The organism is Pseudomonas sp. 32_A, from assembly GCF_017490905.1.
Lineage (GTDB): Bacteria > Pseudomonadota > Gammaproteobacteria > Pseudomonadales > Pseudomonadaceae > Aquipseudomonas > Aquipseudomonas inefficax.
The window spans coordinates 169,394-193,048 of record NZ_JAFGYI010000005.1; the positions used below are offsets into that span (position 1 = coordinate 169,394).

Annotated in this window: 24 protein-coding genes; 13 read left to right on the forward strand and 11 right to left on the reverse strand. The window is 64.4% G+C overall.

Annotated features, from left to right (window positions below; all coding sequences use genetic code 11):
* Positions 1-44: 44 nt before the first annotated feature.
* Complete coding sequence (locus J5M58_RS05300) at positions 45-227, forward strand: type II toxin-antitoxin system HicA family toxin (RefSeq protein WP_025340378.1); 183 nt, start codon at positions 45-47, stop codon at positions 225-227.
* A complete protein-coding gene (locus J5M58_RS05305; protein WP_243432203.1) occupies positions 224-673 on the forward strand; it encodes a type II toxin-antitoxin system HicB family antitoxin in 450 nt (149 codons plus the stop codon). Before J5M58_RS05300 ends, J5M58_RS05305 begins: the two co-directional genes overlap by 4 nt.
* Before the next feature lie 43 nt (positions 674-716).
* Here the strand turns inward: J5M58_RS05305 and J5M58_RS05310 are convergent, their stop codons facing one another.
* Positions 717-3,158 (reverse strand): penicillin acylase family protein, encoded by a 2,442-nt coding sequence (locus tag J5M58_RS05310; RefSeq protein ID WP_207877377.1) that lies wholly within the window; start codon positions 3,156-3,158, stop codon positions 717-719.
* A 102-nt stretch (positions 3,159-3,260) separates the two neighbouring features.
* Positions 3,261-4,601, reverse strand: a complete 1,341-nt coding sequence (locus J5M58_RS05315; protein ID WP_112250631.1) for a PLP-dependent aminotransferase family protein — start codon at positions 4,599-4,601, stop codon at positions 3,261-3,263.
* A 155-nt stretch (positions 4,602-4,756) separates the two neighbouring features.
* Here J5M58_RS05315 and J5M58_RS05320 point away from each other — a divergent pair, with 155 nt between their 5' ends.
* Positions 4,757-5,953, forward strand: coding sequence for an MFS transporter (locus tag J5M58_RS05320; protein ID WP_207877379.1), 1,197 nt, complete (start codon positions 4,757-4,759; stop codon positions 5,951-5,953).
* A gap of 54 nt (positions 5,954-6,007) precedes the next feature.
* Here the strand turns inward: J5M58_RS05320 and J5M58_RS05325 are convergent, their stop codons facing one another.
* From J5M58_RS05325 to J5M58_RS05340, 4 genes are read right to left on the reverse strand one after another with little or no spacing between them, the layout of a single operon-like run.
* Positions 6,008-6,205 (reverse strand): SEC-C metal-binding domain-containing protein, encoded by a 198-nt coding sequence (locus tag J5M58_RS05325; protein WP_003258907.1) that lies wholly within the window; start codon positions 6,203-6,205, stop codon positions 6,008-6,010.
* Between the two features lie 7 nt (positions 6,206-6,212).
* Positions 6,213-6,698, reverse strand: a complete 486-nt coding sequence (locus J5M58_RS05330) for an LEA type 2 family protein (RefSeq protein WP_207877381.1) — start codon at positions 6,696-6,698, stop codon at positions 6,213-6,215.
* A 2-nt stretch (positions 6,699-6,700) separates the two neighbouring features.
* A complete protein-coding gene (locus J5M58_RS05335) occupies positions 6,701-7,177 on the reverse strand; it encodes a YchJ family protein (RefSeq protein WP_015271542.1) in 477 nt (158 codons plus the stop codon).
* A 2-nt stretch (positions 7,178-7,179) separates the two neighbouring features.
* The gene (locus J5M58_RS05340) at positions 7,180-7,674 is read right to left on the reverse strand and encodes a DUF6231 family protein (protein WP_112250637.1); all 495 of its coding nucleotides are present in this window, start codon (positions 7,672-7,674) and stop codon (positions 7,180-7,182) included.
* Positions 7,675-7,833: 159 nt separating this feature from the next.
* Between J5M58_RS05340 and J5M58_RS05345 the strand changes: the two genes are divergently transcribed.
* From J5M58_RS05345 to J5M58_RS05360, 4 genes are all read left to right on the forward strand, one after another.
* Positions 7,834-8,526 (forward strand): OmpA family protein, encoded by a 693-nt coding sequence (locus tag J5M58_RS05345; RefSeq protein ID WP_087500242.1) that lies wholly within the window; start codon positions 7,834-7,836, stop codon positions 8,524-8,526.
* A gap of 89 nt (positions 8,527-8,615) precedes the next feature.
* Positions 8,616-9,335 (forward strand): OmpA family protein, encoded by a 720-nt coding sequence (locus J5M58_RS05350; protein ID WP_112250639.1) that lies wholly within the window; start codon positions 8,616-8,618, stop codon positions 9,333-9,335.
* Between the two features lie 98 nt (positions 9,336-9,433).
* Complete coding sequence (locus J5M58_RS05355) at positions 9,434-9,709, forward strand: DUF1145 domain-containing protein (RefSeq protein WP_023663398.1); 276 nt, start codon at positions 9,434-9,436, stop codon at positions 9,707-9,709.
* A complete protein-coding gene (locus tag J5M58_RS05360) occupies positions 9,702-10,460 on the forward strand; it encodes a collagen-like protein (RefSeq protein ID WP_112250641.1) in 759 nt (252 codons plus the stop codon). Before J5M58_RS05355 ends, J5M58_RS05360 begins: the two co-directional genes overlap by 8 nt.
* Positions 10,461-10,578: 118 nt before the next feature.
* On the opposite strand, the gene J5M58_RS05365 is transcribed toward J5M58_RS05360, so the two are convergent.
* Positions 10,579-11,043: a CopD family protein gene (locus tag J5M58_RS05365; RefSeq protein ID WP_112250643.1), complete on the reverse strand. Its 465-nt coding sequence runs from the start codon at positions 11,041-11,043 to the stop codon at positions 10,579-10,581.
* Between the two features lie 98 nt (positions 11,044-11,141).
* On the opposite strand from J5M58_RS05365, the gene dinG reads away from it, so the two are divergent.
* The 5 genes from dinG (at position 11,142) to pdxH (ending at position 18,717) form a co-directional block, all read left to right on the forward strand.
* Entirely contained in the window at positions 11,142-13,286 is a 2,145-nt protein-coding gene (gene dinG / locus J5M58_RS05370) for an ATP-dependent DNA helicase DinG (RefSeq protein ID WP_112250645.1), read from the forward strand.
* 80 nt (positions 13,287-13,366) lie between these two features.
* Complete coding sequence (locus tag J5M58_RS05375) at positions 13,367-15,601, forward strand: beta-galactosidase (RefSeq protein WP_112250647.1); 2,235 nt, start codon at positions 13,367-13,369, stop codon at positions 15,599-15,601.
* A gap of 227 nt (positions 15,602-15,828) precedes the next feature.
* Positions 15,829-16,974, forward strand: a complete 1,146-nt coding sequence (locus J5M58_RS05380; protein WP_112250649.1) for a serine hydrolase domain-containing protein — start codon at positions 15,829-15,831, stop codon at positions 16,972-16,974.
* 99 nt (positions 16,975-17,073) lie between these two features.
* Positions 17,074-18,051 (forward strand): OmpA family protein, encoded by a 978-nt coding sequence (locus J5M58_RS05385; RefSeq protein WP_112250651.1) that lies wholly within the window; start codon positions 17,074-17,076, stop codon positions 18,049-18,051.
* An 18-nt stretch (positions 18,052-18,069) separates the two neighbouring features.
* The gene (gene pdxH / locus J5M58_RS05390; RefSeq protein WP_112250653.1) at positions 18,070-18,717 is read left to right on the forward strand and encodes a pyridoxamine 5'-phosphate oxidase; all 648 of its coding nucleotides are present in this window, start codon (positions 18,070-18,072) and stop codon (positions 18,715-18,717) included.
* A gap of 138 nt (positions 18,718-18,855) precedes the next feature.
* On the opposite strand, the gene J5M58_RS05395 is transcribed toward pdxH, so the two are convergent.
* Positions 18,856-19,092 carry a hypothetical protein gene (locus J5M58_RS05395; protein WP_207877383.1) on the reverse strand — a complete coding sequence of 79 codons (237 nt, stop codon included), beginning with the start codon at positions 19,090-19,092 and terminating at the stop codon, positions 18,856-18,858.
* A gap of 146 nt (positions 19,093-19,238) precedes the next feature.
* Between J5M58_RS05395 and J5M58_RS05400 the strand changes: the two genes are divergently transcribed.
* Entirely contained in the window at positions 19,239-19,703 is a 465-nt protein-coding gene (locus J5M58_RS05400) for a glycine zipper 2TM domain-containing protein (protein ID WP_013973925.1), read from the forward strand.
* A gap of 68 nt (positions 19,704-19,771) precedes the next feature.
* Here the strand turns inward: J5M58_RS05400 and nhaA are convergent, their stop codons facing one another.
* The 3 genes from nhaA to J5M58_RS05415 all read right to left on the reverse strand — a co-directional run bounded on the left by nhaA (position 19,772) and on the right by J5M58_RS05415 (position 23,644).
* Positions 19,772-20,947: a Na+/H+ antiporter NhaA gene (nhaA, locus tag J5M58_RS05405; protein WP_112250659.1), complete on the reverse strand. Its 1,176-nt coding sequence runs from the start codon at positions 20,945-20,947 to the stop codon at positions 19,772-19,774.
* 311 nt (positions 20,948-21,258) lie between these two features.
* Positions 21,259-22,866 carry an NAD(P)/FAD-dependent oxidoreductase gene (locus J5M58_RS05410; protein ID WP_207877386.1) on the reverse strand — a complete coding sequence of 536 codons (1,608 nt, stop codon included), beginning with the start codon at positions 22,864-22,866 and terminating at the stop codon, positions 21,259-21,261.
* Positions 22,867-22,969: 103 nt separating this feature from the next.
* Complete coding sequence (locus J5M58_RS05415; RefSeq protein ID WP_025340360.1) at positions 22,970-23,644, reverse strand: COG3650 family protein; 675 nt, start codon at positions 23,642-23,644, stop codon at positions 22,970-22,972.
* Positions 23,645-23,655 lie beyond the last annotated feature (11 nt).

The window sequence follows — 23,655 nt, forward strand, 5'->3', positions numbered from 1 at the left end:
CGGTCTGTCGGCGCGTGATGCACATTGGTTCGACAAAGGCTGATATGAAATACAGTGAATTTCGCCGATGGCTGCGCGGCCAAGGCGCTACGTTTGTCGCTGCCAAGGGTAGTCATTTCAAGGTCTATTTAGGTAATCGCCAGACGATTTTCCCAGATCACGGGGCGAAGGAAATAAGCGAAGGCCTGAGACGGAAGATCCTGAAGGACCTAGGGTTGAAATCATGAACGGTTTAGGGGAGCACGTGATGGTATTCGAGTATCCGGTAGTCGTTCATCTGGAAGACGGCAGTGTCTGGGTGAGTTGTCCCGATGTGCCTGAGATGGCCTGCGCGGGTGACACTTCGGAGGAAGCTCTGTTCGATGCCGTGGATGCCTTGGAGTCCGCGCTCTCGTTCTATGTGGATCAAAAAAAAGCTATTCCGCTGCCTGCAACACCAACTGAAGGTCAACCCGTCGTACGTCTGCCAGCCCTGACCGCCGCGAAGGCAGCGTTGTGGAATACGATGGTTGCACAAAAAATCAGCAAGACCGAGATGGCGCGCCGACTTGGAGTGAATCGTCCCCAGATCGATCGTCTGGTCGATCTGCTGCACCGTTCCAAGATCGAGCAGGTCGAGCATGCGCTGCACGTGTTGGGACAACGGATCGAGCTTTCAGTCGTAGCTGTGTAGTGCATAGCCCAAGCCGCCACAGGTGGCGGCTTGATTGAGAGGTTTACTTGCCGGGCACCAGGGTCAAACGCTGGTTGCCATACGCCCGCCCGAAGTTCTGCTGCTGCAGCGGCAGGCTCATGAAACGCCCTTTGAACCAGGCATCCAGCCCGTCGCTGTAATGCGTGCTGGCCGGGTTGCCGGACTGCCCGCTGCTGGTCAGCACCTGCAACGGCTCGGCCTGGCCGAAGTCGACGATCATCCGCGCCGAGGCCGGCAGGCGGGTGTTGAAGTCGCTGCCCCAGGCGTATGGCGTCAGGGCCAGGGTGGTGAAGTCACCACCGGCAGCCTGCGGTGAGCGTTCAAGGGTATCGCCCAAGCCATGGTAGGCCGGTGCAGGCCAGCGGTACTGGTGCAGCTTGCCCCACTGCCAGGCGCGGCGGTCGGCACCCAGTTGCGCAGTGCCGGCATCCACCGCGCCCGCCAGGCTGCGGGCCAGGATGGCCGGCTTGTCTTCCTTCTGCGGGGTGCTGCGGTCATCCCAGAACGGGCTGTCGTCGCGGCCCAGCAGGTGGTCGGCCTGCGCCGAGAACGACAACCGCGCATTGCTGACGAAAGCCTGCCAGGCCGCGCCGGATTCAGGGCCCAGGTCGTCGAGGAAGGTTTGCCGGGCCACTTCCTGGAGGAACAGTTCGTACAGTGCGGCATCGCTCGACACCGGGCTCAGGCGGCCATCGAAGGCCTTGAGCCGGGCCAGCGCGTCGCGGGCCTTGTCGCGCTGTGCGGCGGGCAGGGCATCGATCGCCTGCTTGAGTGGCTGGGCCATGCCTGGGGCGTCGAACATCTGCTTGAGCTTTTCGGCCAGCAGGGTGGTCTGGTCGTTCTGCAGGGCCATCAGGCTGCGGCTGTCGTGGCGGCCATTGCCAGCGAGCTGGGCCAGGCGCTCGGCGCGTTCGGGGTAGTACCAGGTGCTGGACAGCTGCATGCCATAGCCACGCGGCAGGCTGCGCTGGTTGGCGTGGCCGATCCAGCCGGCGGGTGGGTCCTGGTCGTAAGGGTGCAGCATCGGGTCGGCATAGCCGTCCCAGTCGTAGCGCCCGTCCCAGCCCGGCGAGGGCAGCAGGCCCTGGCCTTCGCGGCGGTTGGGGTAGCGGCCACTGACTTGCCAGCCGATGTGCTCGGGTTCGGCGAAGACGAAGTTGAGGGCGGCGGAGGTCACTTCACGGGTACTGTCGAAGGCACGCTCCACGCTCTTGGCACGGGTCAGGTCGAACAGCGCATCCAGGCTGCGGTCGCCCTTGAACTGTGGCAGGTTCAGCGCCAGGCCCAGGCTGGCATTGCCTGGCTGGGCCAGCAGGGTGCCGTGGCGGGTGTCGTACATCACCTCGCGCAGCGGGCGCTGGCCGCGGACGAAGAAGGTTTCGCTACGGGCGCGGGCCGGCAGCCATTTGCCGTCGGCCAGGTAGCTCAGTTGGCTGCCCTGGTGGCGCAGTTGCTCCAGGTACAGGTCCTGGTTGTCGGCCATGACCGCGCTGCTGCTCCAGGCCAGCTTGCCGTTGTAGCCGGCCAGCACGATCGGCAGGCCAGGCAACGACAGGCCGGCGACCTGATACTTGCCGGTATGGATCTGCACCGGGCTCAGGGCCCAGGCGGCTCGGCTGTCGCTGGCCAGCAGGCTTTTGCCGCTGCGGCTGCGCTGCGGCGCCAGGGCCAGGTTGGCCGAGCCCGGGCTGCCCAGAAGGTCAAGGTCGGCCAGCTTCTGACTGGCAGCTGCCAGGGCCGGTAGCCCCGGCAACTGGCTGGCCAGGTTCAGGCCCTTGAGCTTGTCCACTTCGGCCTCGGCCAACGGCTCGTCCGGGGCACCGGGCAGCAGCCAGGCCAGCTTGTCGCTGCCGGCTTTCTGCGCCAGGGTCAGGGCGCTCAGTTCTTCCTGCAGGTTCACCGACTGGCTGAAGGCATACAGGCTGAAGATCAGCGCCGAGTCTTCGGGCTTCCAGTATTCGGGGCGGTAGCCACTGCCAGCCAGGCTGGTAGGCAGTTTGTCGCGGTAGCGGAACAGGTAGGCGTTGACACCGCGCGCATACACTTCGAAGAAGCGCTTGAGCCGTGGCGATGCGTCGGCGTACTGCTGGGCCGCGCTCTGCTTGAGGTTGGCTGCGCGCATCAGGCGGTCGATGTCCAGCGCGTCGCTGCCTGCCAGTTCTGCCAGGCGGCCCTGGGCCAGCAGGCGCATGGCGACCATCTGCTCGATGCGGTCGCCGGCATGCACATAGCCCAGGCTGAACAGGGCGTCATGGAAACTGCTGCTTTCGATCAGTGGTGCGCCCATCGCGTTGCGCCGAACCGAAACGTTCTGCGCGAGGCCTTTGAGTGGCTGCACGCCACTGGTCGGTGGCACGCTGCCCTGGTAGCCGCCCGTCTGGCAGCCGGCCAGCCCGAGCATGCCGAGCAGCGTGGCAGCGGTTGCGAACCGCGGACGGAATGGAGGAAAGGCGGGGGCGGCCATGACGAGGGCTCCTGCAAGGCGTGGCGGGTTTGAAAGGCGCTAAGGTAGTGAGCGCGCAGGCGCCGTGCAAGGTCCTTGGGCGGTTTATTTGCCAGTGCCGACTCAAACCTTGAAATGTTCGGCCACGGCGTCGGAAAAGTGCGTGCAATTGATGCGAGCAAGGCTTTGATAGCCACGGCTGACTGCGAAGGCCGAGCCTGGCATCAATAGCACCTGGTGCTGTTCCAGGCGACGCATGAACGGCTGCAGGTCGGCCAGTTCGGGGTGGTAGACCCACAGGAACATGCCGCCTTGGGGCGTTATGTCGAACTGCCAGCCACGTGCCCGCAACAACTGCTGGGTCTGCGCCTGCTGCCGGACCAGGCGCTGCTGCAGGTCTTGCATGTGCCGGGCATAGGTGCCGTCGGACAAGATGGTGTTGACGAAGCGTTCGCAAAACGCCGGCACCGCCACGCAGGTCAGCAGCTTGAGGCGCGTGAGCGGCTCTATCAGCTCTGCCGAGCAGGCGATGTAGCCCACGCGCAATGAGGCGGACAGGCATTTCGAGAAGCTGCCGATGTAGATGACCCGCTCAAGGTTGTCCAGTTCGGCAAAGGTTTGGCGCACTCCCGGGCTGAAGTCGCCGTAGACATCGTCCTCGACCACGAAGAAGTCGTGTTCCACCGCCAGCCGCAGGACGCTGAAGGCATTGTGCGGGCTGATGTTGCCGCCGGTCGGGTTGTGGAAGGTGCTGTTGCAGAAGAATGCCTTGACCTTGTGCCTGGCCAGGTGCTCCTTCATGTCTTCCACGCTTGGCCCGTCCTGGGTTCGGCGCACCCCGACCACGTGGCCGCCGGCCAACTGGATCAGCTTGATCAGGTTGCCATTGCCGGGTTCGTCGACGAACACGTGATCCCCTGGCTTGATCAACAACCGCGCCACCAGGTCCAGCGCTTGTGTGGCGCCCAGTGTAGTCAGCAACTGGCTGGGCCGGGCATCGACACGGGTCAGGCGTTTCAGGTGCACGCACAGCTGTTTGCGCATGGGCAGGTAACCCTGGATGTCGCCATATTCGGCCAGCGAACTCTGCTCCAGCCGCGCCGTGCGCCGAATCGCCTTGGCCAGCAGCTCGGTGTCACGCCAGGCGGGTGGCAGCCAGCCGCTGCCCAGTTTGGTGTAGTGCTTGCCCCCCTGCAGCAGCTTGAACAACGGGTCTGCGGCCATGCCTGCGGGCGCATCCACCGCGCCGGTTTGCCGTGTGTGGCTGGCGACGAAGTAGCCGCGGCCAGGAATGGCGGTCAACACACCTTCGCTGACCAGCCGGGCATAACTGGAGACGACATCGTGGTAGCTGCAGCCAATTGCCGCCGTCAGCTTACGGATGGAAGGCATGCGCTGGCCGGGCAGCCATTCGCCGGCTTCGAGGCGCTGTTTCAACTGGTCAAGAAGGCTGTGCGGGCGCATGGCGGGTCCAGCAGCTGTTAGAAAAAACAGCCTAACAGTTAACCGAAAAGTGCGTCGACTGTTTGCATCGCTGGGTTCGACAGATGCCACCATGCACCTGTCGGCGCTTTTCCCGTGCCGACAATTACCCTGTCCACCTACCGTGAGCACACGCCATGTCGAGCACACTTCCGCGGCGCACGTACCTGTATTTCACCGCGCAATCGATCAACCTGACGACTGCGGTCATGTCCGTGACCATGGCGGCCATTGTCGGGGCGGCGCTGGCGCCTGCCGCCACCTGGTCCACCGTGCCCTATGGTTTCCAGTTCCTCTGCCTGATGCTGGCCACCTATCCGGTCTCCAGGCTGATGAGCCGTATTGGCCGCAAGCGCGCCTTCATGCTGGGCTCGATCCCGTTGGCGGTGTCTGGCATCTGTGGCTACCTGGCTGTGCAGTACCAGCACTTCCCGACGCTGGTAATCAGCCATTCGGCATTGGGCATCTACATTGCGTTTGCCAACTTCAATCGCTTTGCGGCCACCGATAATCTGGCGCAGGACCTGAAGCCCAAAGCGCTTTCCCTGGTGGTGGCCGGTGGGGTGATCGCTGCCGTGGTCGGGCCGGCACTCACCGAGTGGCTTAGGGACGTTGGTGGCTATCCGCTGTTTTCGCTGTGCTACGCCGCTTTTGTCGGCCTGGCGGTGATGTCCTTGCTGACAGCGGCCTGCCTGCCCGGCGATACCGACACCGCCGGTAACGACCGCGAAGCGAAACCGGCTGGCACGGCCGCCGAACCGCTGAGCCCGGTGGTTGCCGTGGCCATGGCAGTGGCCGCGCTGGGATACGGGATCATGAATCTGCTGATGATCCAGGCGTCCATGCACATGAAACACATGCATGAGGACTTTTCCGACGTTCGCCTGGCGATTCAATGGCATGTGATTGCCATGTTTGCGCCATCATTTTTCACCGGCGCCATCATCCACAAGCTCGGCATCAGGGCCACCATCTGTCTCGGCCTGGGGCTGCTGATCGGTTGCACGGCCATGAACATGTGGTCGCACAGCTACGCGATGATGACCTTGTCACTGATAGCCCTGGGCCTGGGTTGGAACCTGACCTACGTGGGCGGTGGTGCGCTGTTGGCGCAGACGCTGCAAAACAGCCCGGCAGCGATGCAGATGCAGGGGAAGAACGATCTGGCCATCGCGGTATTCGCGACCGTTGGCGCGTTCAGCCCGGCGCTGTTGCTGGGCACGGTCGGTTGGGAGGGTACCAATGCCATTTGCATGGCCCTGTGCATCGTGCTGCTCATGGCCACCGCCGGGTTGCTGCAGCGCAAGGTTTCAGGGCCTGCCAGGGCCAGCTAGGCCCCGGCTACCCACTGCGCGGCCCACGGCAGGGACGCGCAAGTGCTGTTCAGCTCAGGCGCCGTGGCACTTCTTGAACTTTTTCTGGCTACCGCACGGGCACGGGTCGTTACGGCCAACGTCCTTCAGGGCGTTGCGTACCGGCTCCTGGTGGCCGTGGTTGCAGTGCGGGCCGTGTACATGGCCATGATCGTGGTGGTGATCATGATCGTGGTTGCAGTCAGGGCCATGAACGTGGGGTTGCTGGGACATTGCAGGGTTACTCCGGTTTGTAATCGCCGGGGATTATCTCACCACTGCGCGACAAGTGCAGGTCCCGATGGATGAGCAACCCGGTCGCCAGTTCGCCTTGCAGGCTGTAATGCAGCGGTTCTTCGCTTTTCAGCAGCTTGGCCAGAGGCTTCAGGTGCTGCCACAGGTTGGTCCGCGCGGTGATCTTGAAAGTCCGCCGGGCATGCCCGCCGACACTGCGCCATACGCTGGTTTCATCCTGCACCAGCAACAGGTCGTTGAGGCGTATGGCGTACGACAGGTTGCGGATGAACAGGCGGCTGTCATTGGGGTTGTCGATTCGCAGATGCAGCACGAACTCCTGCTCCAGCAACCTGGCCTTGACCGTCTCCACCTCGACCAGGTGCACCTCGGGTTCGCGCCAGTCGTCACCGCCCCAGCTGGCGCAGCCCGCCAGCAGTGCCAGCCATGCGATCAGGGCGGCGAGCAGCAGCGGGCGGGCGCGGGCGATCATGGTCAGCTACCCACGTAACTGGCGCAGCATTTCTTGAACTTCTGACCGCTGGCGCAGGGGCAGGGGTCGTTGCGCCCGGCCTTGAGCCCGACCGTGGGGTCGATGAAGTACCAGCGCCCGGCATGCTGGACGAATGCCGAGCGCTCGCGGTGCTGATGGTCACCCTCCTGGTCATGCCAGCGGGCAGTGAAGGTGACAAAACCATGCTCCGGCTGGCCGCCCAGCACCTCTGCGCTTTCCACCTCCAGGCCCAGCCAGGTGCTCTGGGCGCTCCAGGCGGCCATGGCAGCACGGTCCAGGCCAGCTTGCTGGGCCGGCAGGGTGGTGGCCACCAGATAGTCGACCAGGCCCAGCACGTAGGCACTGTAGCGTGAGCGCATCAGCGCCTGGGCATCCGGTGCCGGGGTGCCGGCATGGTAATGCCCGCAGCAGGCGTCGAGCAGGTTGCCACTGCCACAAGGGCAGACCGAGACACTCATCATCACCACCAGTACTTGCCGAAGTTTTCAGGGTTGGCCCAGAACTTGGCATTCAGCCAGTCCGGTACCTGCTTGTAGTCATGTAGATCATAGGTGAACAGGCTCAATACCTGCTGGTCACGGCGGAATTTCTCGCTGGCCGACAGGGCCAGGGCAAAGAAATCGGTGTCTTGCCAGCCACAGGCGGCCAGGTCGGCCAGCACCGCGACCCGGCTGGCATTGAGGTTGCGAATGCCGCCGAGCAATTCCAGGCCGGTGCGTTTGGGCAGGTGCTCCAGGCAGTCCACCAGTACCGCCAGGTCAAAGCGCTGGGCGGCCAGTTCGGCCGGCAGCGGGCCTGGGGCGGCCGCGGCGATGGTTGCAAGTGGATGCGCCTGGGCGAAGGCGTCCAGCGCCGGGAAACGCGTGCCCACCAGCAGCAGGCGTTGCGGAGTGAAGCGCTCGAGCAGGGCCGCCAGGGCCTGCTGCGGGGTGCGCTGGGAAAAACCGTCGGTCATTGGCAATCCTCGTTGAAGTCGTCCAAGACTAGCGGGCCGCAGCGTGCGGGCAAAGAGGCATGTGATTGTGTCGTGGCTTATTGCTGGCAGGGATCAAATGCTCGGTCTTTAATCCCTGAGATCGGCCTTATGCCGATTCCCCCTAGGAGAAGCAATGAAATGAGCATAGTACGCACAGCGATACCCCTGGTTCTGCTCACCAGTGTGTTGACTGGTTGTGCAGGTTTGCAAAAGACCGACTGGCCGAAGTGTGCTGCCGTCGGGGGTGTAGGCGGCGCTGCCCTGGGCGCCATCGAGAGCTCCAGCTGGGCTGGTTGGGGCGCGTTGCTCGGCGGCGGCCTGGCGGCGGGCTATTGCTGGGCCCATGGCGATGGCGACGAGGATGGCGACGGAGTGCCGGACAGCCGTGACAAGTGCCCTGGCACCCCGCGCGGTGTGCAGGTCGATGCCAACGGCTGCCCGCCGGAGCCGGCCGCGGTGGTTGAGGAAGTGGTGGTGCAGAAGGAAGAAGTCATCGTCATCCGCGATGTGCACTTCGAGTTCGACTCTGCGCGCCTGACCGCCAGCGACAAGGAGCGCCTCAACACCATTGCCACGCGCCTGAAACAGGAGGCGCCGTCCGCCCGCCTGAGCGTCAGCGGCCATACCGACAGCGTTGGCTCCGACAGCTACAACCAGAAACTGTCCGAGCGCCGTGCCCATTCGGTGACCGATTACCTGGTCGAGAGCGGTGTGCCGCGCAGCAGCTTCGTGTCGGTGGTCGGTGCCGGTGAAACCCAACCGGTGGCAGACAACGCCACGGCCGATGGGCGTGCCATGAACCGCCGTACCGAGATCAAGATCCAGCGGTAGAACGGCGTGCGCCCGTGCCTTGAGCAGTGGCACGGGCGTGTCTTCACGGCGCTCAGCCGTTCGTGGCCAATGACACAGGAGCATTCAGCATGAGTGTGACGTCGAAGGCGGCGCTGCCGCTGTTGGTGGCTGCCAGCCTGCTCGCGGGCTGCGCCACCCACAGCGATGGCAGCGCGCCGCTCAACCAGAGGACCTGGCCCATCTGCAGCCTGCTCGGCGGCCTGGTCGGTGGTGGCCTGGGCGCCATCGAAAGTTCGACCTGGGCGGCTGGCGGCGGTGCCCTTGGCGCCATTGCCGGGGGCCTGATCTGTTACGCCCAGGATGGCGACGAAGATGGCGATGGCATTTTCGATCGCCGCGATCGTTGCCCCGATACCCCCGCCAACACTGCGGTCGACCACATGGGTTGCCCGTTGAAGGTGTACCCCGCATCACAGCCCGCCACTGAACCTGAACCCTCGCCAGAGGTGATCATCCTGGATGACAACGGCGCGGTGATGTTCGCCTTCGATTCTGCCGAGCTGACCCCGGCGGCCCAGCAGCGCCTGCAAGGCCTGGTGGCGAAGCTCGATTCACCGACGGTGGCGAAAGTAAGCGTGATCGGGCATACCGACAACGTGGGCTCCGACAGCTACAACCAGGCACTTTCCGAACGCCGCGCCAGCAGCGTGGCCGTTTACCTGATCAGCCAGGGGCTGGAGGCGGGCAAGGTCACCAGCCAAGGGCGCGGCGAGAGTGAACCGCTCACCGACAACGAAAGCGAGGAGGGCCGCGCCCGCAACCGACGGGTGGAACTGCACCTCAACTGAGTGGTGCTAGCGCCTGTCCTGGCATTGCAGTTAATGTTGGTCGCACGGCCCGCTCGAACGGGCCGTCTCGACATAACAACAATTCATGGGGGCGGGATATGAGGTTCATCCTGGGCTTGGGCAAGGTCCTGACTGTCGCTTTCTGGGGGGTGGTGCTGTTCAATCAGTTGATGCCACAACCTTTGCCCTTCAACCTGCTGATCAACGCCGCCGGCATCACCTTGCTGGGCTTGCACCTGCTCGAAGTGCTGTTCTTCAATGGCAGCCTGCGCGGGCGCAGCCACCGCTGGTTCGATCGTCTGCAGATCCTGTTGACGGGTATCTTCCATGTCATGTCCATCCCCCGTGTGCAGGAGGCGCCGCGAAATGCGTAATCTGATGTTAATGGCCATGTTGGCTGCTCCACTGGCCCAGGCCGAAAGCCTGGAAGTCGCTGCCAATTCCATGCTGCGCCTGCCCGACAAGTCGGCCAGCGTGCATCTTGCACAGCTGCGTGTCGCCGATGCTGCAACCCTGCTGCTGCCTGCCACGCTCGCCGAATTGAAGGTCGACCAGCTGGAGCTGGGGCGCGATGCGCGTATCGCCATTGCACCGTCCGATAGCCCGCTGCTGATCGAGGCGCGCAGCGCGCGGCTGGGTGAGGGCAGTGAATTCAGTGCGCCGGGAGCGGCGGGCACTTACCAGCGGGGAGCCCGGTCTGGCCGCAGCCTGGACCTGAAACTGGCGGAAGTGGATGCTGAACGCCTGGCTATCGATGCCCGTGGCGGTGCCGGTGCGCCGGGATACGTGGGGCTCGATGGTGCCAACGGCCAGGCCGGTGGCTGCACCTGGGGCCAGGCCAGCCGCGGCGCCAATGGCGATGACGGCGGCAACGGGCACGATGGTGCGCCGGGTGGGCGCGTCCGCCTGAGCCTGCCGCAGGGCTTCCCGCAGGAACGTATCGTGGTGCGCCTGGACGGCGGCGCACCGGGCAAGGCCGGGGCTGCCGGCAAGGCCGGTAAAGGCGGGGCTAGCAAGGGTTGCCTGGTGTACCGCACAGACGCCGGTGCCAACGGCCGGGCGGGGCAGCCGGGCCAGCCTGGGTTGGCGGGGGCTGCAGGTGAGCTGATTCTGCAGCGCTTGTGAAAACCTGTACTGGCCCTATCGCCGGCAAGCCAGCTCCCACTGCGACCGCATCGGCTGCAAGCCATGTGCAGTACCTGTGGGAGCTGGCTTGCCGGCGACAGGGCCGGTGCAGGCAATATCAGAGCATCAGCCGCGAACTGGCCACGGCTACCACCGCCAGGCCCAGCAGCAGGTTGATCCCCACCATCCGCCGAATCCGCCCCAGCACCGCCGCACCTGCCGACCAGTCCTCGGCTTGCACAGCAGCCCTCAGCTCCGGCAACAGCAACGCCTGGATGCGCATGAAAAGGGCAAACATGGCGATGCCCCCACCGATCATCACATGCACGTACTTCGGCGCAGTCTCGAAGCCGCTGAAGCGCATGTGCAACATGCCGATACCACTTATCGCCAAAATCGCCACCGCCAGCCAGACCCAGCCGAAGAAGCGTCGGAAAACTTCCACCCACAGGCGCAGCCGGGCAGGCCCTTCAAGGGCTGCAACCGTTGCCGGGCGCAGTACCAGCCAGGCGAAGAACATGCCGCCGACCCACACCAGGGCGGCCAGGACATGCAATGTGTAGGGCAGGGCAAAGGCAAGCATGCGGATCTCCATGCGGCATAAAGGGCAATAGCGGGGTATGATAGCCGCCCCATGCGCAACACTGAAAATATATCCAGCCCTCCGGGCGCCTGCAGACCATGATCAGCAACGAACTCAAAGCCACCATCCAGGGCGCCTATACGCGTTTTCTCGAAGCCAAGAGCCTCAAGCCGCGCTATGGCCAGCGCCTGATGATTGCCGAAGTGGCCAAGGTGCTCGGCGACATTGCCTGCGACGAAGAAGGCCGCCGTGCCGGCGAGCCTGCCGTGGTGGCAGTGGAGGCGGGCACCGGTACCGGCAAGACGGTGGCCTACAGCCTGGCTGCGATTCCGGCCGCCAAGGCCGCCGGCAAGCGCTTGGTGATCGCCACCGCCACCGTGGCGCTGCAGGAGCAGATTGTCTTCAAGGACCTGCCCGACCTTATGCGCAACAGCGGGCTGAACTTCAGCTTCGCTCTGGCCAAGGGCCGTGGCCGCTACCTGTGTCTGTCCAAGCTCGACATCCTGCTGCAGGAGGGCCATGCCCAGTCGGCCACCGCCCAGCTGTTCGAGGAAGAAGGCTTCCACATCGAAGTCGACGAGCGCAGCCAGAAGCTGTTCAACAGCATGATCGAGAAGCTTGCCGGCAACCGCTGGGACGGTGACCGCGACAGCTGGCCCGAAGCCCTGGAGGACCAGGACTGGGCGCGCCTGACCACCGACCATAGCCAGTGCACCGGCCGTCATTGCCCGAACTTCCAGCAGTGCGTGTTCTACAAGGCACGCGAAGGCATGGGCAAGGTCGATGTGATCGTCACCAACCACGACATGGTGCTGGCCGACCTGGCCCTTGGCGGCGGCGCGGTGTTGCCTGACCCGCGCGACACCATGTACGTGTTCGACGAAGGCCACCACCTGCCGGACAAGGCCATCGGCCATTTCGCTCACTATTCGCGCCTGCGCTCCACTGCCGACTGGCTGGAGCAGACCGCCAAGAACCTGACCAAGCTGCTGGCCCAGCACCCGCTGCCCGGTGACCTGGGCAAGTACATCGAGCAGGTGCCGGAGCTTGCGCGGGAAGTGCGCACCCAGCAGCAGTTCATGTTCACCCTGTGCGAGCAGGTTGCCGACTTCCGCCCCAGCGAGGACAACGAAGGCCGTGAGCGCCCGCGCTACCGCTTCGAAGGTGGCGTGGTGCCAGAGCAGATTCGCGAAGTGGGCATCGAGCTGAAAAAGGGCTTTGCCCGCCTCAACGACCTGTTCACCCGCCTGGCCGACCTGCTCAAGGAAGGCATGGACGGTGAAGTCAACATCGGCATCGCCAGCCACCAGGCCGAGGAGTGGTACCCGCTGTTCGGGAGCCTGGTCACCCGTGCCCAGGGCAACTGGGAGCTGTGGACGGCCTTTACCGCCGAAGACCCGGAAGACAGCCCGCCCATGGCTCGCTGGCTGACCCTGGCCGAGAGCGGCGCGCTGTTCGACATCGAAGTCAATGCCAGCCCCATTTTGGCTGCCGAAATGCTTCGCCGCAGCCTGTGGAGCGTGGCCCATGGCGCGCTGGTGACCTCGGCAACCCTGACCGCGCTGGGCAAGTTCGACCGCTTCCGCATGCGCTCGGGGTTGCCGCGTGACGCGGTCACCTGCGTGGTGCCCAGCCCGTTCGTGCATGGCGATGCCGGCCTGCTGCGGGTCCCCGACCTCAAGGCCGACCCGCGCGATGCGGCGGCGCATACCGCTGCGATCATTCGCGAACTGCCGAACATTGTCGAAGATGCCCGCGGCGCGCTGGTGCTGTTCTCCTCGCGCAAGCAGATGCAGGATGTGTTCGATGGCCTGGACCGTGACTGGCGCAAGCTGGTGCTGATCCAGGGCAACCTGTCCAAGCAGGAAACCCTGAACAAGCACAAGGCGCGGGTCGACGATGGCCAGCACAGCGTGCTGTTCGGCCTGGCCAGCTTTGCCGAGGGGGTCGACCTACCGGGGGCTTACTGCGAGCATGTGGTGATCGCCAAAATTCCCTTTGCCGTGCCCGATGACCCGGTCGAAGCTGCATTGGCCGAGTGGATCGAGGCTCGCGGCGGCAACCCGTTCATGGAAATTGCCGTGCCCGACGCCTCGCTGCGGCTGATCCAGGCCTGCGGCCGCCTGCTGCGAACCGAACAGGATCGCGGTGTCATCACCTTGCTTGACCGGCGCCTGGTTACCCAGCGCTACGGCAAGGCTATTCTCAATGCGCTGCCGCCGTTCCGGCGGGAGATTTCCTGACCGCCGGAGCACTTGCTCCGGCGCGTTGTCCATTACTCAGTCGCGGGCCATGAGGGCCCTTGAAGGAGAGCCCCAGCCTTATGGTCCGCCGTACCCTGCCCGCCGTTTTCGCCTTGTTGTTCAGCTCGCCCTTGCTGGCTGGGCAGCAGACGCTGTTCAGCTTCGTGCGCCCGGCCTCGGTGGTCAACGTGGCGACCGAAAACGCCGGCATGCCGCAGTACAATGCGGAGCAGACGGCCGAAGGCGAAGTGTTGCGGCGCGTGGTGTTCAACCCGGCCCAGCGGCCGACCCTGCGCCTGAGCCCGCAAAGCGGTGTGTGGGACTGGTCCGGTGGGCAGTTCCTGACCTTGCGCCTGCAAAGCGCGATGGATTGGGCGCTGACGGTGGATGTCACGGTGCAAGGCAGTGATGGGCGCATGTTGACCAGCCGCATTGACCTTCCGGCCGGTCCTGCACAAACCGTGATGGTACCGCTGACGGCCAGCTCGCCGCTGAGTCAGGGCATGCGCGCCGGCCCGCCCATGCCCTGGAACCATGGCGGCCAGCGCCTGCTGCTGACCAGCAGCGCCGGCGCGGTCGACCTCAAGCAGGTGGCGTCGGTCAGCCTGAGTATCCCCAACCCCAACGTGGCGCAGAACCTGCTGATCGAACGTGTGGGCATCCAGGATGACGACCAGCCCTACAAGGCGGCCTATCAGGAGCTGATCGATGCCTATGGCCAGTCCACCCGCGGCCATTGGCCAGAAAAGGTTGCCAATGACGAGCAGCTCAAGGCGGCCGATGCGCGCGAACAGCAACAGCTCAAAGGCTGGCTGGCAGAGCGCGGCAAACAGCAGCTGGACGCATACGGTGGTCTGCTGGCTGGCCCGGCGTTCGAGGCCAAAGGCTTCTTCCGCACCGAAAAGCGTGACGGCCGCTGGTACCTGGTAACGCCCGAGGGGCATCCGTTCTATTCCCTGGGGGTGAATGCAGTGGCTGCGGATGGCGGGCGTACCTACGTTGCCGGGCGTGAGGGGATGTTCAAGGCGTTGCCGGGCGAAGGTGATGCACTGGCAGCATTCTATGGTGATGGCAACAACGACGATGGCAACCCTTCGTCGCAAGGGCGTAACTTCAAGCAAGGGCGCTGGTTCGACTTCTATGCCGCCAACCTGCAACGCACCCATGGCAAATCTTGCCCGCCCGCAGTAGAAGGGCAGCCGGCCAGTTGCCCGCCATTGGCGCTGGATACCGCCCGCTGGCAGGCGCATGCGCTCGACCGCCTGCAGGCCTGGGGTTTCAACACGGTAGGCAACTGGAGCGAGCCGGCTCTGGGCCAGGCCAGGCGCATGCCATACACATTGCCGCTATCGATCGTGGGGGATTACGCCAGCATCAGCACCGGCATGGACTGGTGGGGCCGCATGCCCGACCCGTTCGACCCGCGTTTTGCCATGGCCACCGAGCGCGCCGTGGCAATCGCCGCCCGCGATCACCGCGACGACCCCTGGCTGATCGGCTATTTCGCCGACAACGAACTGGCCTGGGCCGCCCCAGGTAACGACCCAAAGGCGCGTTATGGCCTGGCCTACGGTACCTTGCGCCTGACCACCGATGTACCGGCCAAGCGCGCCTTCCTCAAGCAGTTGCGTGACAAGTACCGCAACCAAGAAGGGCTGTCCAAGGCCTGGGGGATCGAGCTGGCGGCCTGGGAACTGATGGAGGACCCGGGCTTCGAGGCACCGTTGCCCAACCCGGAGCACCCGGAAATCGAGCGTGACTACCAGCACTTCCAGCAGGTGTTCGCCGAAACCTATTTCAAAACCATTGCCGACTCGTTGAAGTGGCATGCGCCCAATCACTTGCTGCTGGGCGGCCGCTTTGCCGTCAGCACGCCGGAGGCGGTCAAGGCCTGCGCCGAATTCTGCGATGTGTTCAGCTTCAACTTCTATACCCTCAAGCCGCAGGACGGCTACGACTTCGCCCGCCTGGCCGAGCTGGACAAGCCGGTGTTGGTGTCCGAGTTCCAGTTCGGCTCGCGCGATCGCGGGCCGTTCTGGCCGGGGCCGCTGGAAGTGGCGCGGGAAGAAGACCGTGGCCCGGCCTACGGCAATTTCCTCAAGGCGGCGCTGGCGCAGCCGATGATCGTTGGCGCGCACTGGTTCCAGTACCTCGACCAGCCGGCCAGCGGCCGCCTGCTCGATGGCGAGAACGGCCACCTCGGGTTGGTGGCGATTACCGATATGCCATACCCAGGGTTTGTCGATGCCGTGCGCAAGAGCAACTTGCAGGCAATGAGCCAGCTGCGCGCCCAGCTGGAAAAGCCGACGCCCTAGCCCAGGTTGACGCGGTCTTTTTGTGGGAGCGGCCTTGCGTCGCGAAAGGACTGCGGAGCAGTCCCCTGATTTCAGCGGCGCTGCATAAATTGCCGGGGCTGCTGCGCAGCCCATCGCGACACAAGGCCGCTCCCACAGTGACCACCCAGCCCAAGCCAGTTTGCAAAACTCGCAACTACTGAAACAATGCACACCATTTTCGGAATTGGTCGTACGGAGAACAGCGGGTGCAGATCCAGGGTCACTATGAGCTGAAGTTCGAAGCAGTGCACGAGGCCTTCGCCGCGCTGTTCGATGATCCCCAGGAGCGTGGCGCCGCGCTGTGCATCCAGGTCGGTGGCGAAACCGTGGTCGACCTGTGGGCCGGCAGTGCCGACAAGGATGGCCAGCAGGCCTGGCACAGCGACACCATCGCCAACCTGTTCTCCTGCACCAAGACCTTCACCGCCGTCACTGCCCTGCAACTGGTTGGCGAGGGCAAGCTGGCCCTGGATGCCCCGGTGGCCAACTACTGGCCCGAGTTTGCCCAAGCAGGCAAACAGGCGATCACCCTGCGCCAGCTGCTCAGCCACCGTGCCGGCTTGCCGGCCATCCGTGAGTTGCTGCCGGCCGAGGCGCTGTATGACTGGCAGACCATGGTCGATGCGCTGGCTGCCGAAACGCCCTGGTGGACACCCGGCACCGAGCACGGCTATGCCGCCATTACCTATGGCTGGCTGATTGGCGAGCTGATCCGCCGTGCCGACGGCCGTGGCCCCGGCGACTCGATCGTGGCCCGTACCGCTCGGCCCCTGGGGCTGGATTTTCATGTCGGCCTGGCAGACGATGAGTTCCATCGCGTAGCGCATATCGCCCGTGGCAAGGGCAACGCCGGCGACGCTGCGGCCCAGCGCCTGCTACAGGTGACCATGCGCGAGCCAGAGGCACTGTCGACCCGTGCCTTCACCAACCCGCCGGCGATCCTGACCAGTACCAACAAGCCGGAGTGGCGGCGCATGCAGCAGCCAGCGGCAAATGGCCATGGCAATGCGCGCAGCCTGGCGGGCTTCTATGCCGGGTTGCTGGACGGTAGCCTGCTCGAATCCGAACTGCTCGACGAACTGACCCGAGAGCACAGCCTCGGCCAGGATCGCACCCTGCTTACCCAGACCCGTTTTGGGCTGGGCTGCATGCTCGACCAACCCGATGTGGCCAACGCCACGTTCGGCCTCGGGGCCCGCGCCTTCGGCCACCCAGGCGCTGGTGGCTCGGTCGGTTTCGCTGACCCGGAGCACGATGTTGCCTTCGGTTTCGTGGTCAATACCCTTGGCCCTTATGTGCTCATGGACCCGCGAGCCCAGAAACTGGTACGTGTCCTTGCCAGTTGCCTTTGATCGGGTAATGCGGGTATTGCCCCATCCCTTTGACTATCCTCAATGCCAACGCCTGAAGTGCGTAGGCAAAATTTCTTTCTATTTCATGGTGTATCGCTGATGTCTTCACACAAAACCTTAGCACTCGCCCTGTGCCTGACCGCCGTTACCGGCTGCGCCAGCCACCCCCAGGACGGCTCGAAGGACAGCGCCTCGAGCTGGTGGCCTTTCGGTTCGGACAAGGTTGCCGAGCAGGAAGTGAAGCAAGCCGTCACGGAAAACGTGGCCAAGGCCGACGCCAAGTCCGACAGCGCCAGCCGTTGGTGGTGGCCGTTCGGCGGTGAAGATAAGCAGGCAAAGGGGCCGGTGGTACCGAAGATCGACCAGAAGGCCACCCAGGCCTGGCTGGACGAGTACGAGCCCAAGCTGCGTGAGGCGATCAAGGGCAGCAAGCTGGAGCTGGAGCGCCGTGACAACGTGCTGGCTGTAACCATCCCGGTGGACAGTTCGTACAACCCCGATCGTCCTAACATGCTGCTGCCGATGACCCTGGGCCCGATTACCCGGGTGGCCAAGACTGTCGAGGGCGATGCCAAGACCGCCGTGCTGGTGCTTGGCCATGCCGACAGCAGCGGTGTCGCTGCCGCCAACCAGAAGCTCAGCCTGGAGCGCGCCGCTTCGGTATCGGCCATCTTCCGCCTCAGCGGCCTGCAGCGTGACCGCCTTAACCTCAAGGGCATGGGCTCGGAAATGCCGCGCGCCGCCAACGACAGCGCCGAGGGCCGCGCCCTTAACCGCCGTGTGGAAATGCTGTTGACCCCGCAGAACACCATGGTCGCCCTGCTGGCCAAGTACCAGCAAGCCGCCCCGGCGCGGGCCCCGATGGTGGCGGCGCAGGATGTCAAGGCGCCTGCCGTCAAGGCTGCCGACAGCAAGCCGGCCACCAAGGCTGCGGCGAAGAAGCCTGTTACAAAAGCCAAGGCCAAGGCGCCCGCCAAGACCACGGCCAAGAAAAAAGCCGCGCCGGCCAAGCCCGTCGCCAAGAAAGCTACCACTGACAAGAAAGTAGCTGCCAACAGCCCTGCGAAGACCAACTGATCGTCAAGGAACGCAGCAATGACCCAATCCCTGGCAGATATGCGCCGCGACTACACCCGTGATGGCCTGGCCGAAGCCCAGGCTCCGGGGGAGCCGTTCGCCCTGTTCCACCAGTGGTTCGCCGATGCGGTGAAAACCGAGCAGGCACCGGTGGAAGCCAACGCCATGACCTTGGCCACTGTCGATGCTGAAGGCCGCCCTCACTGCCGTATCTTGCTGCTGAAGGGGCTCGATGAGCGTGGTTTCACCTTCTTCACCAACTACGATAGTGCCAAGGGCCAGCAACTGCTGGTCAATCCTTTCGCCGCCATGACCTTCTTCTGGCCTGCGCTGGAGCGCCAGGTGCGCATCGAAGGGCGGGTGGAAAAGGTCACGCCCCAGGAGTCTGACGCGTACTACCAGGTGCGCCCGCTGGGCAGTCGCCTGGGGGCTTGGGCGTCGCCGCAGAGCCAGGTGATTGCCGGTCGCGAGGAACTGGAGGGGCTGGTCAAGGCCACCGAGGCGCGCTTCTCCGACACCCAGCCGCATTGCCCGGAGCATTGGGGTGGGTATCGGTTGCTGCCTGAGCGTATCGAGTTCTGGCAGGGGCGGGCCAGCCGCCTGCATGACCGACTGAACTACCGCCTGGTGGATGGGCAATGGCTGCGGGAGCGGTTGGCGCCCTGAGATTGTCGGGGCCGCTTTGCGGCCCTTTCGCGACACAAGGCCGCTCCTACAGGGGATCGCGGTCCCGGCAACTGACGCGGCCCCCTGTAGGAGCGGCCTTGTGTCGCGAAAGGGCTGCGCAGCAGCCCCCGCATTCCATCAGCTACCCGAATACCCCGCAGCCTCGCGTTCCAACCACCCCGCCAACTGCTTGCGCCCCACCTTCTCCACCCGCGCCTGCTCCAGCCTTTGCAGCATATACGCGCGTTTTCCAGGGTCCGCCCCGGCCAGCGACAACGCCAGGTCACGGTCCATCCAGCGGCGCATGCGCACATAAAGCCACCAGTGGAAGTACAGCCCCGCAACGGTGGTGACCACGACGATGAAGTAATCCATGGCTATCCTTGGTCTCACTTGAAAGGCCTCGACACAGCCACGCAGGCTGTCCCTTGGCTGAATGAAAACAATTTTATTACGTTTGTACCGTGACAGCCGTCAACGTGCAGCGTCTAATGAGCACCTGACTTATGGAGACTTTACCCATGCGTAAATCCGCTTTGCTGGTGGCGACCTTTACCACCATGTCGCTGTTGCTGGGTGGCTGTGCCTCGAGCCTGACCGGTGACAGCTACTCCCGTGATGAGGCCCGCCGCGTGCAAACCGTGCGCATGGGCACCATCGAGTCCCTGCGCCCGGTCAAGATCGAGGGCACCAAAACCCCGATCGGTGGTGGCGCGGGCGCCATCGTCGGTGGCGTGGCCGGCAGCGCCGTGGGTGGTGGCCGTGGCAGCATCGTTGCCGCCGTGATCGGTGCCGTTGCCGGTGGCTTGGCCGGTTCCGCCGCCGAAGAAGGCCTGACTCGTACCCAGGGTGTCGAAATCACCGTGCGTGAGGATGATGGCAGCATGCGTGCCTATGTGCAGGCCGTGCAGCAGAACGAGATCTTCCGCGTTGGCGACCGCGTGCGCATCATGACCGTTGATGGCACCAGCCGCGTCACGCACTGACCGTAGCCGAACAAGAAAAACCCCGACATGGCGTTCGCCAGTCGGGGTTTTTTCATGCTGCGGCGAGGTCAGCCGACGTTGGGCTTGCGGCTGGCCATGGCGGTTACCGCATAGCCGATCACGGCGGCGAAGAACGAGCCGGTGAGAATGCCCATGCGGTCCATCCCGGCGTAATCACTGCTGCCAGGCACAAAGGCGAGCGAGCCAACGAACAGGCTCATGGTGAAGCCGATACCGCAAAGTATCGCCACACCCAGCAATTGCCCCCAACTGGCGCCGGCAGGCAGCGCGGCCAGGCGTAGCTTGATCGCGACCCAGGTCAGGCCGAAGACACCCACGGTCTTGCCCAGCAGCAGCCCGACGGTGATGCCCAGTGGCACCGGGTGGGTGAAGCTTTCTACGGTCATGCCTGCCAGCGATACACCGGCATTGGCAAAAGCGAACAGTGGCAGGATGGCGTAGGCGACCCAGGGATGCAGGGCGTGTTCCAGGGCAAGCAGTGGCGAGCGTTCGGCATGGCGCGTGCGCAGCGGGATGCACAAGGCCAGGGCAACACCGGCCAGAGTGGCATGCACGCCGCTCTTGAGCACGCAGACCCAGAGGATCAGGCCAACGACCATGTACGGCCCAAGCTTGACCACACCAAGCCGGTTCATGGCCACCAGCACTACCAGGCAGGCGGCGGCCAGCAGCAGTGACACGCTCGACAGGGTACCCGAGTAGAACAGGGCAATGACGATGATCGCACCCAGGTCGTCGATGATCGCCAGGGTCATCAGGAACAGTTTCAGCGACACCGGCACGCGCTTGCCCAGCAGGGCCAGTACGCCGAGGGCGAAGGCGATGTCGGTGGCGGTAGGGATCGCCCAGCCGGCCACGGCTGCCGGGTTGTCACGGTTGATGAACCAGTAGAGCAATGCCGGGATCACCATGCCGCCCACGGCGGCGGTGGCAGGCAGGATCACCTGGGAGGGCTTGGACAGGTGGCCGTCGACCACCTCGCGCTTGACCTCCAGGCCGATGAGCAGGAAGAACAGCGCCATCAGGCCGTCGTTGATCCACAGCAGCAGCGGTTTGGCGATTTGCAGCGCGCCGACCTGGACGGCGACGGGCACGTCGAGCAGGCCGCTGTACAGGTAGGAAAGCGGCGAATTGTTGATGACCAGGGCCAGGATGGCTGCAGCGATCAGCAACAGGCCGCTGGCGGCTTCGAGCTGGAAGAAGCGGGTGAACAGGCTACGCACGGGCTATAGGCTCTCCATGAGCAGTTAAGATGGAACGGGCATACACCCTAGCCTGTGACGATATGCTTTCAAACAAAAACTATATTCGTTTTTGTTATATGGTGTTACTGGCTGGGCTGAGGGAAGCCTAGATGCAGATGGGGAAGGAGTGGGGAGGGGAAGTCTGATATTTGCTGTGGATTTTTCTGATGTCTGCAGTGGCCCTTTCGCGGGTAAACCCGCTCCCACAGGTACTTCACAGTCTTCAATACCTGTGAAGTACCTGTGGGAGCGGGTTTACCCGCGAAGAGGCCCTCGCAGGCAACAAAGGATCAGAGGCCGAGCATATCCCGCGCCACCGCCTCGGCAATGCGAATCCCATCGACCCCGGCCGACAGGATCCCGCCTGCATACCCGGCCCCTTCACCCGCCGGGAACAGCCCCTTCAGGTTCAGGCTCTGGAAGTCCTCACCGCGGGTAATGCGCAGCGGCGACGAGGTGCGGGTCTCGATCCCGGTCAGCACTGCATCATGCAGGTTGTAACCCTTGATCTGCCGGTCGAACGCCGGCAGTGCCTCGCGAATGGCCTCGATGGCAAAGTCCGGCAGGCTCGGCGCCAGGTCGCCCAGGGTCACGCCCGGTTTGTAGGACGGCTCGACACTGCCCAGCGCAGTCGACGGTCGGCCGGCGACGAAGTCACCCACCAGCTGCGCCGGGGCCTGGTAGTTGCTGCCGCCCATCACGTAGGCGTGGGCTTCCAGGCGTTCCTGCAGCTCGATGCCGGCCAGCGGGCCGCCCGGGTAATCGCGCTCGGGGTCGATGCCGACGACAATGCCGGAGTTGGCGTTGCGCTCGTTACGCGAGTACTGGCTCATGCCGTTGGTAACCACCCGGCCTGGCTCGCTGGTGGCGGCGACCACAGTGCCGCCCGGGCACATGCAGAAGCTGTACACCGAACGGCCATTCTTGGCGTGGTACACCAGTTTGTAGTCGGCGGCACCGAGTTTCGGGTGGCCGGCGTACTTGCCCAGGCGCGCCTTGTCGATCAGCGTTTGCGGGTGCTCGATACGGAAGCCCACAGAGAAGGGCTTGGCTTCCATGTACACGCCCTTGGCGTGCAGCATGCGGAAAGTGTCGCGAGCACTGTGGCCCAGGGCTAGTACCACATGGCGCGAGTGCAGCTGTTCGCCGCTCTCCAGCACTACGCCGGTCAGTTGCCCATCCTCGATCAGCAGGTCGGTGACCTTCTGCTGGAAGCGCACCTCGGCGCCGAGGGCGATCATGTCCTGACGCATCTGCTCGACCATGCCAGTCAGGCGGAAGGTACCGATGTGCGGCTTGTTGATATACAGGATCTCATCCGGCGCACCGGCCTTGACGAACTCTTCCAGCACCTTGCGGCCGTGGTGCTGCGGGTCCTTGATCTGGCTGTACAGTTTGCCGTCGGAGAAGGTACCGGCGCCGCCTTCGCCGAACTGCACGTTGGATTCCGGGTTGAGCACGCTCTTGCGCCACAGGCCCCAGGTGTCCTTGGTGCGCTGACGCACTTCCTTGCCGCGCTCGAGGATGATCGGCTTGAAGCCCATCTGTGCCAGCAACAGGCCGGCGAAGATGCCGCACGGGCCGAAGCCGACCACGATCGGGCGTTCCTGCAGATCGGCAGGGGCCTGGCCGACGAACTTGTAGGTTACGTCTGGCGCCGGGCCAATGTTGCGATCGTCGGCGAATTTGCTGAGCAGTTCGGCTTCGTTGCTGGCTTCCAGGTCGATGGTGTAGATGAACAGCAGTTCGCTGTTCTTCTTGCGCGCATCGTAGCTGCGCTTGAACAGGTTGAAGCTGAGCAGTTGCTTGTCGCGGATGCCCAGGCGCTGGACGATGGCTTCACGCAGGGCTTCGTCGGGATGGTCCAGGGGCAGCTTCAGTTCGGTGATTCGTAGCATGGCAGGGTCCAGTATCCCGGCCATGGGCGGCCGGCGGCTTTACACAAACCGCCAAGTATAAGCTGTTCGCCGCCCGGACTGGCAGGATAAAAGCGCCCGGCGATCAGTTGTCGCGTGCGCCGCCGTAGTAGCCGCAGCCCTGCAGGGTCTTGCCGTCAATGCGCAGTTCGGCGCGCAGGTGGTGGATGGCACCGGTGGCGGTATCCACGCAGCGTTGTGGCGCGACCCACAGCTCCACGTGCTGGCCGTTGGCTTCGCTGGTCAGGGTCAGGCCGCCGCCGGGCACTTCTTCTTCCAGGAAGGGCAGGGGCAGGGGTTCCTGGCCGACGCGGTTGAGCACCATGCCTTTGCCGCTGGCCTTGATGTCCCATTCCGGTTCGTGGCCGTTGGCGCGCAGGGTCAGCTGCTTGAAGTTGGGGTCTTCACAGGCGCGGGTGGAAGGTTCCAGGCGGTAAAGGCGGCGTACTTCCAGCTGGCCGTCGTTGTTGGCCTGCCTGCTGCCGGTGAGGCGGCCACGGACGTCGGCGAACAGCTTGTCGTTGGCATCCTTGGCGAGGTTGGCGGCTTCCTGCAGGATGCCGGTGGCGGCGACGTCGTTGATCACGAAGGTACGGTTTTCGCTGCACGGCTTGAACAGCAGCTGGCCACCGGCGGCACGCAGCTCGCCCTGCATGCGCGTGGTGCCGATGTTCGGGTCGCTGGGGGCGTCAGCCATCAGCTGGCAGCCGGCGAACAGGGGCAGCAGGGCGGTGAGCAGCAGGGTGGGGGTGAGGCGCATGGGGCGGGCTC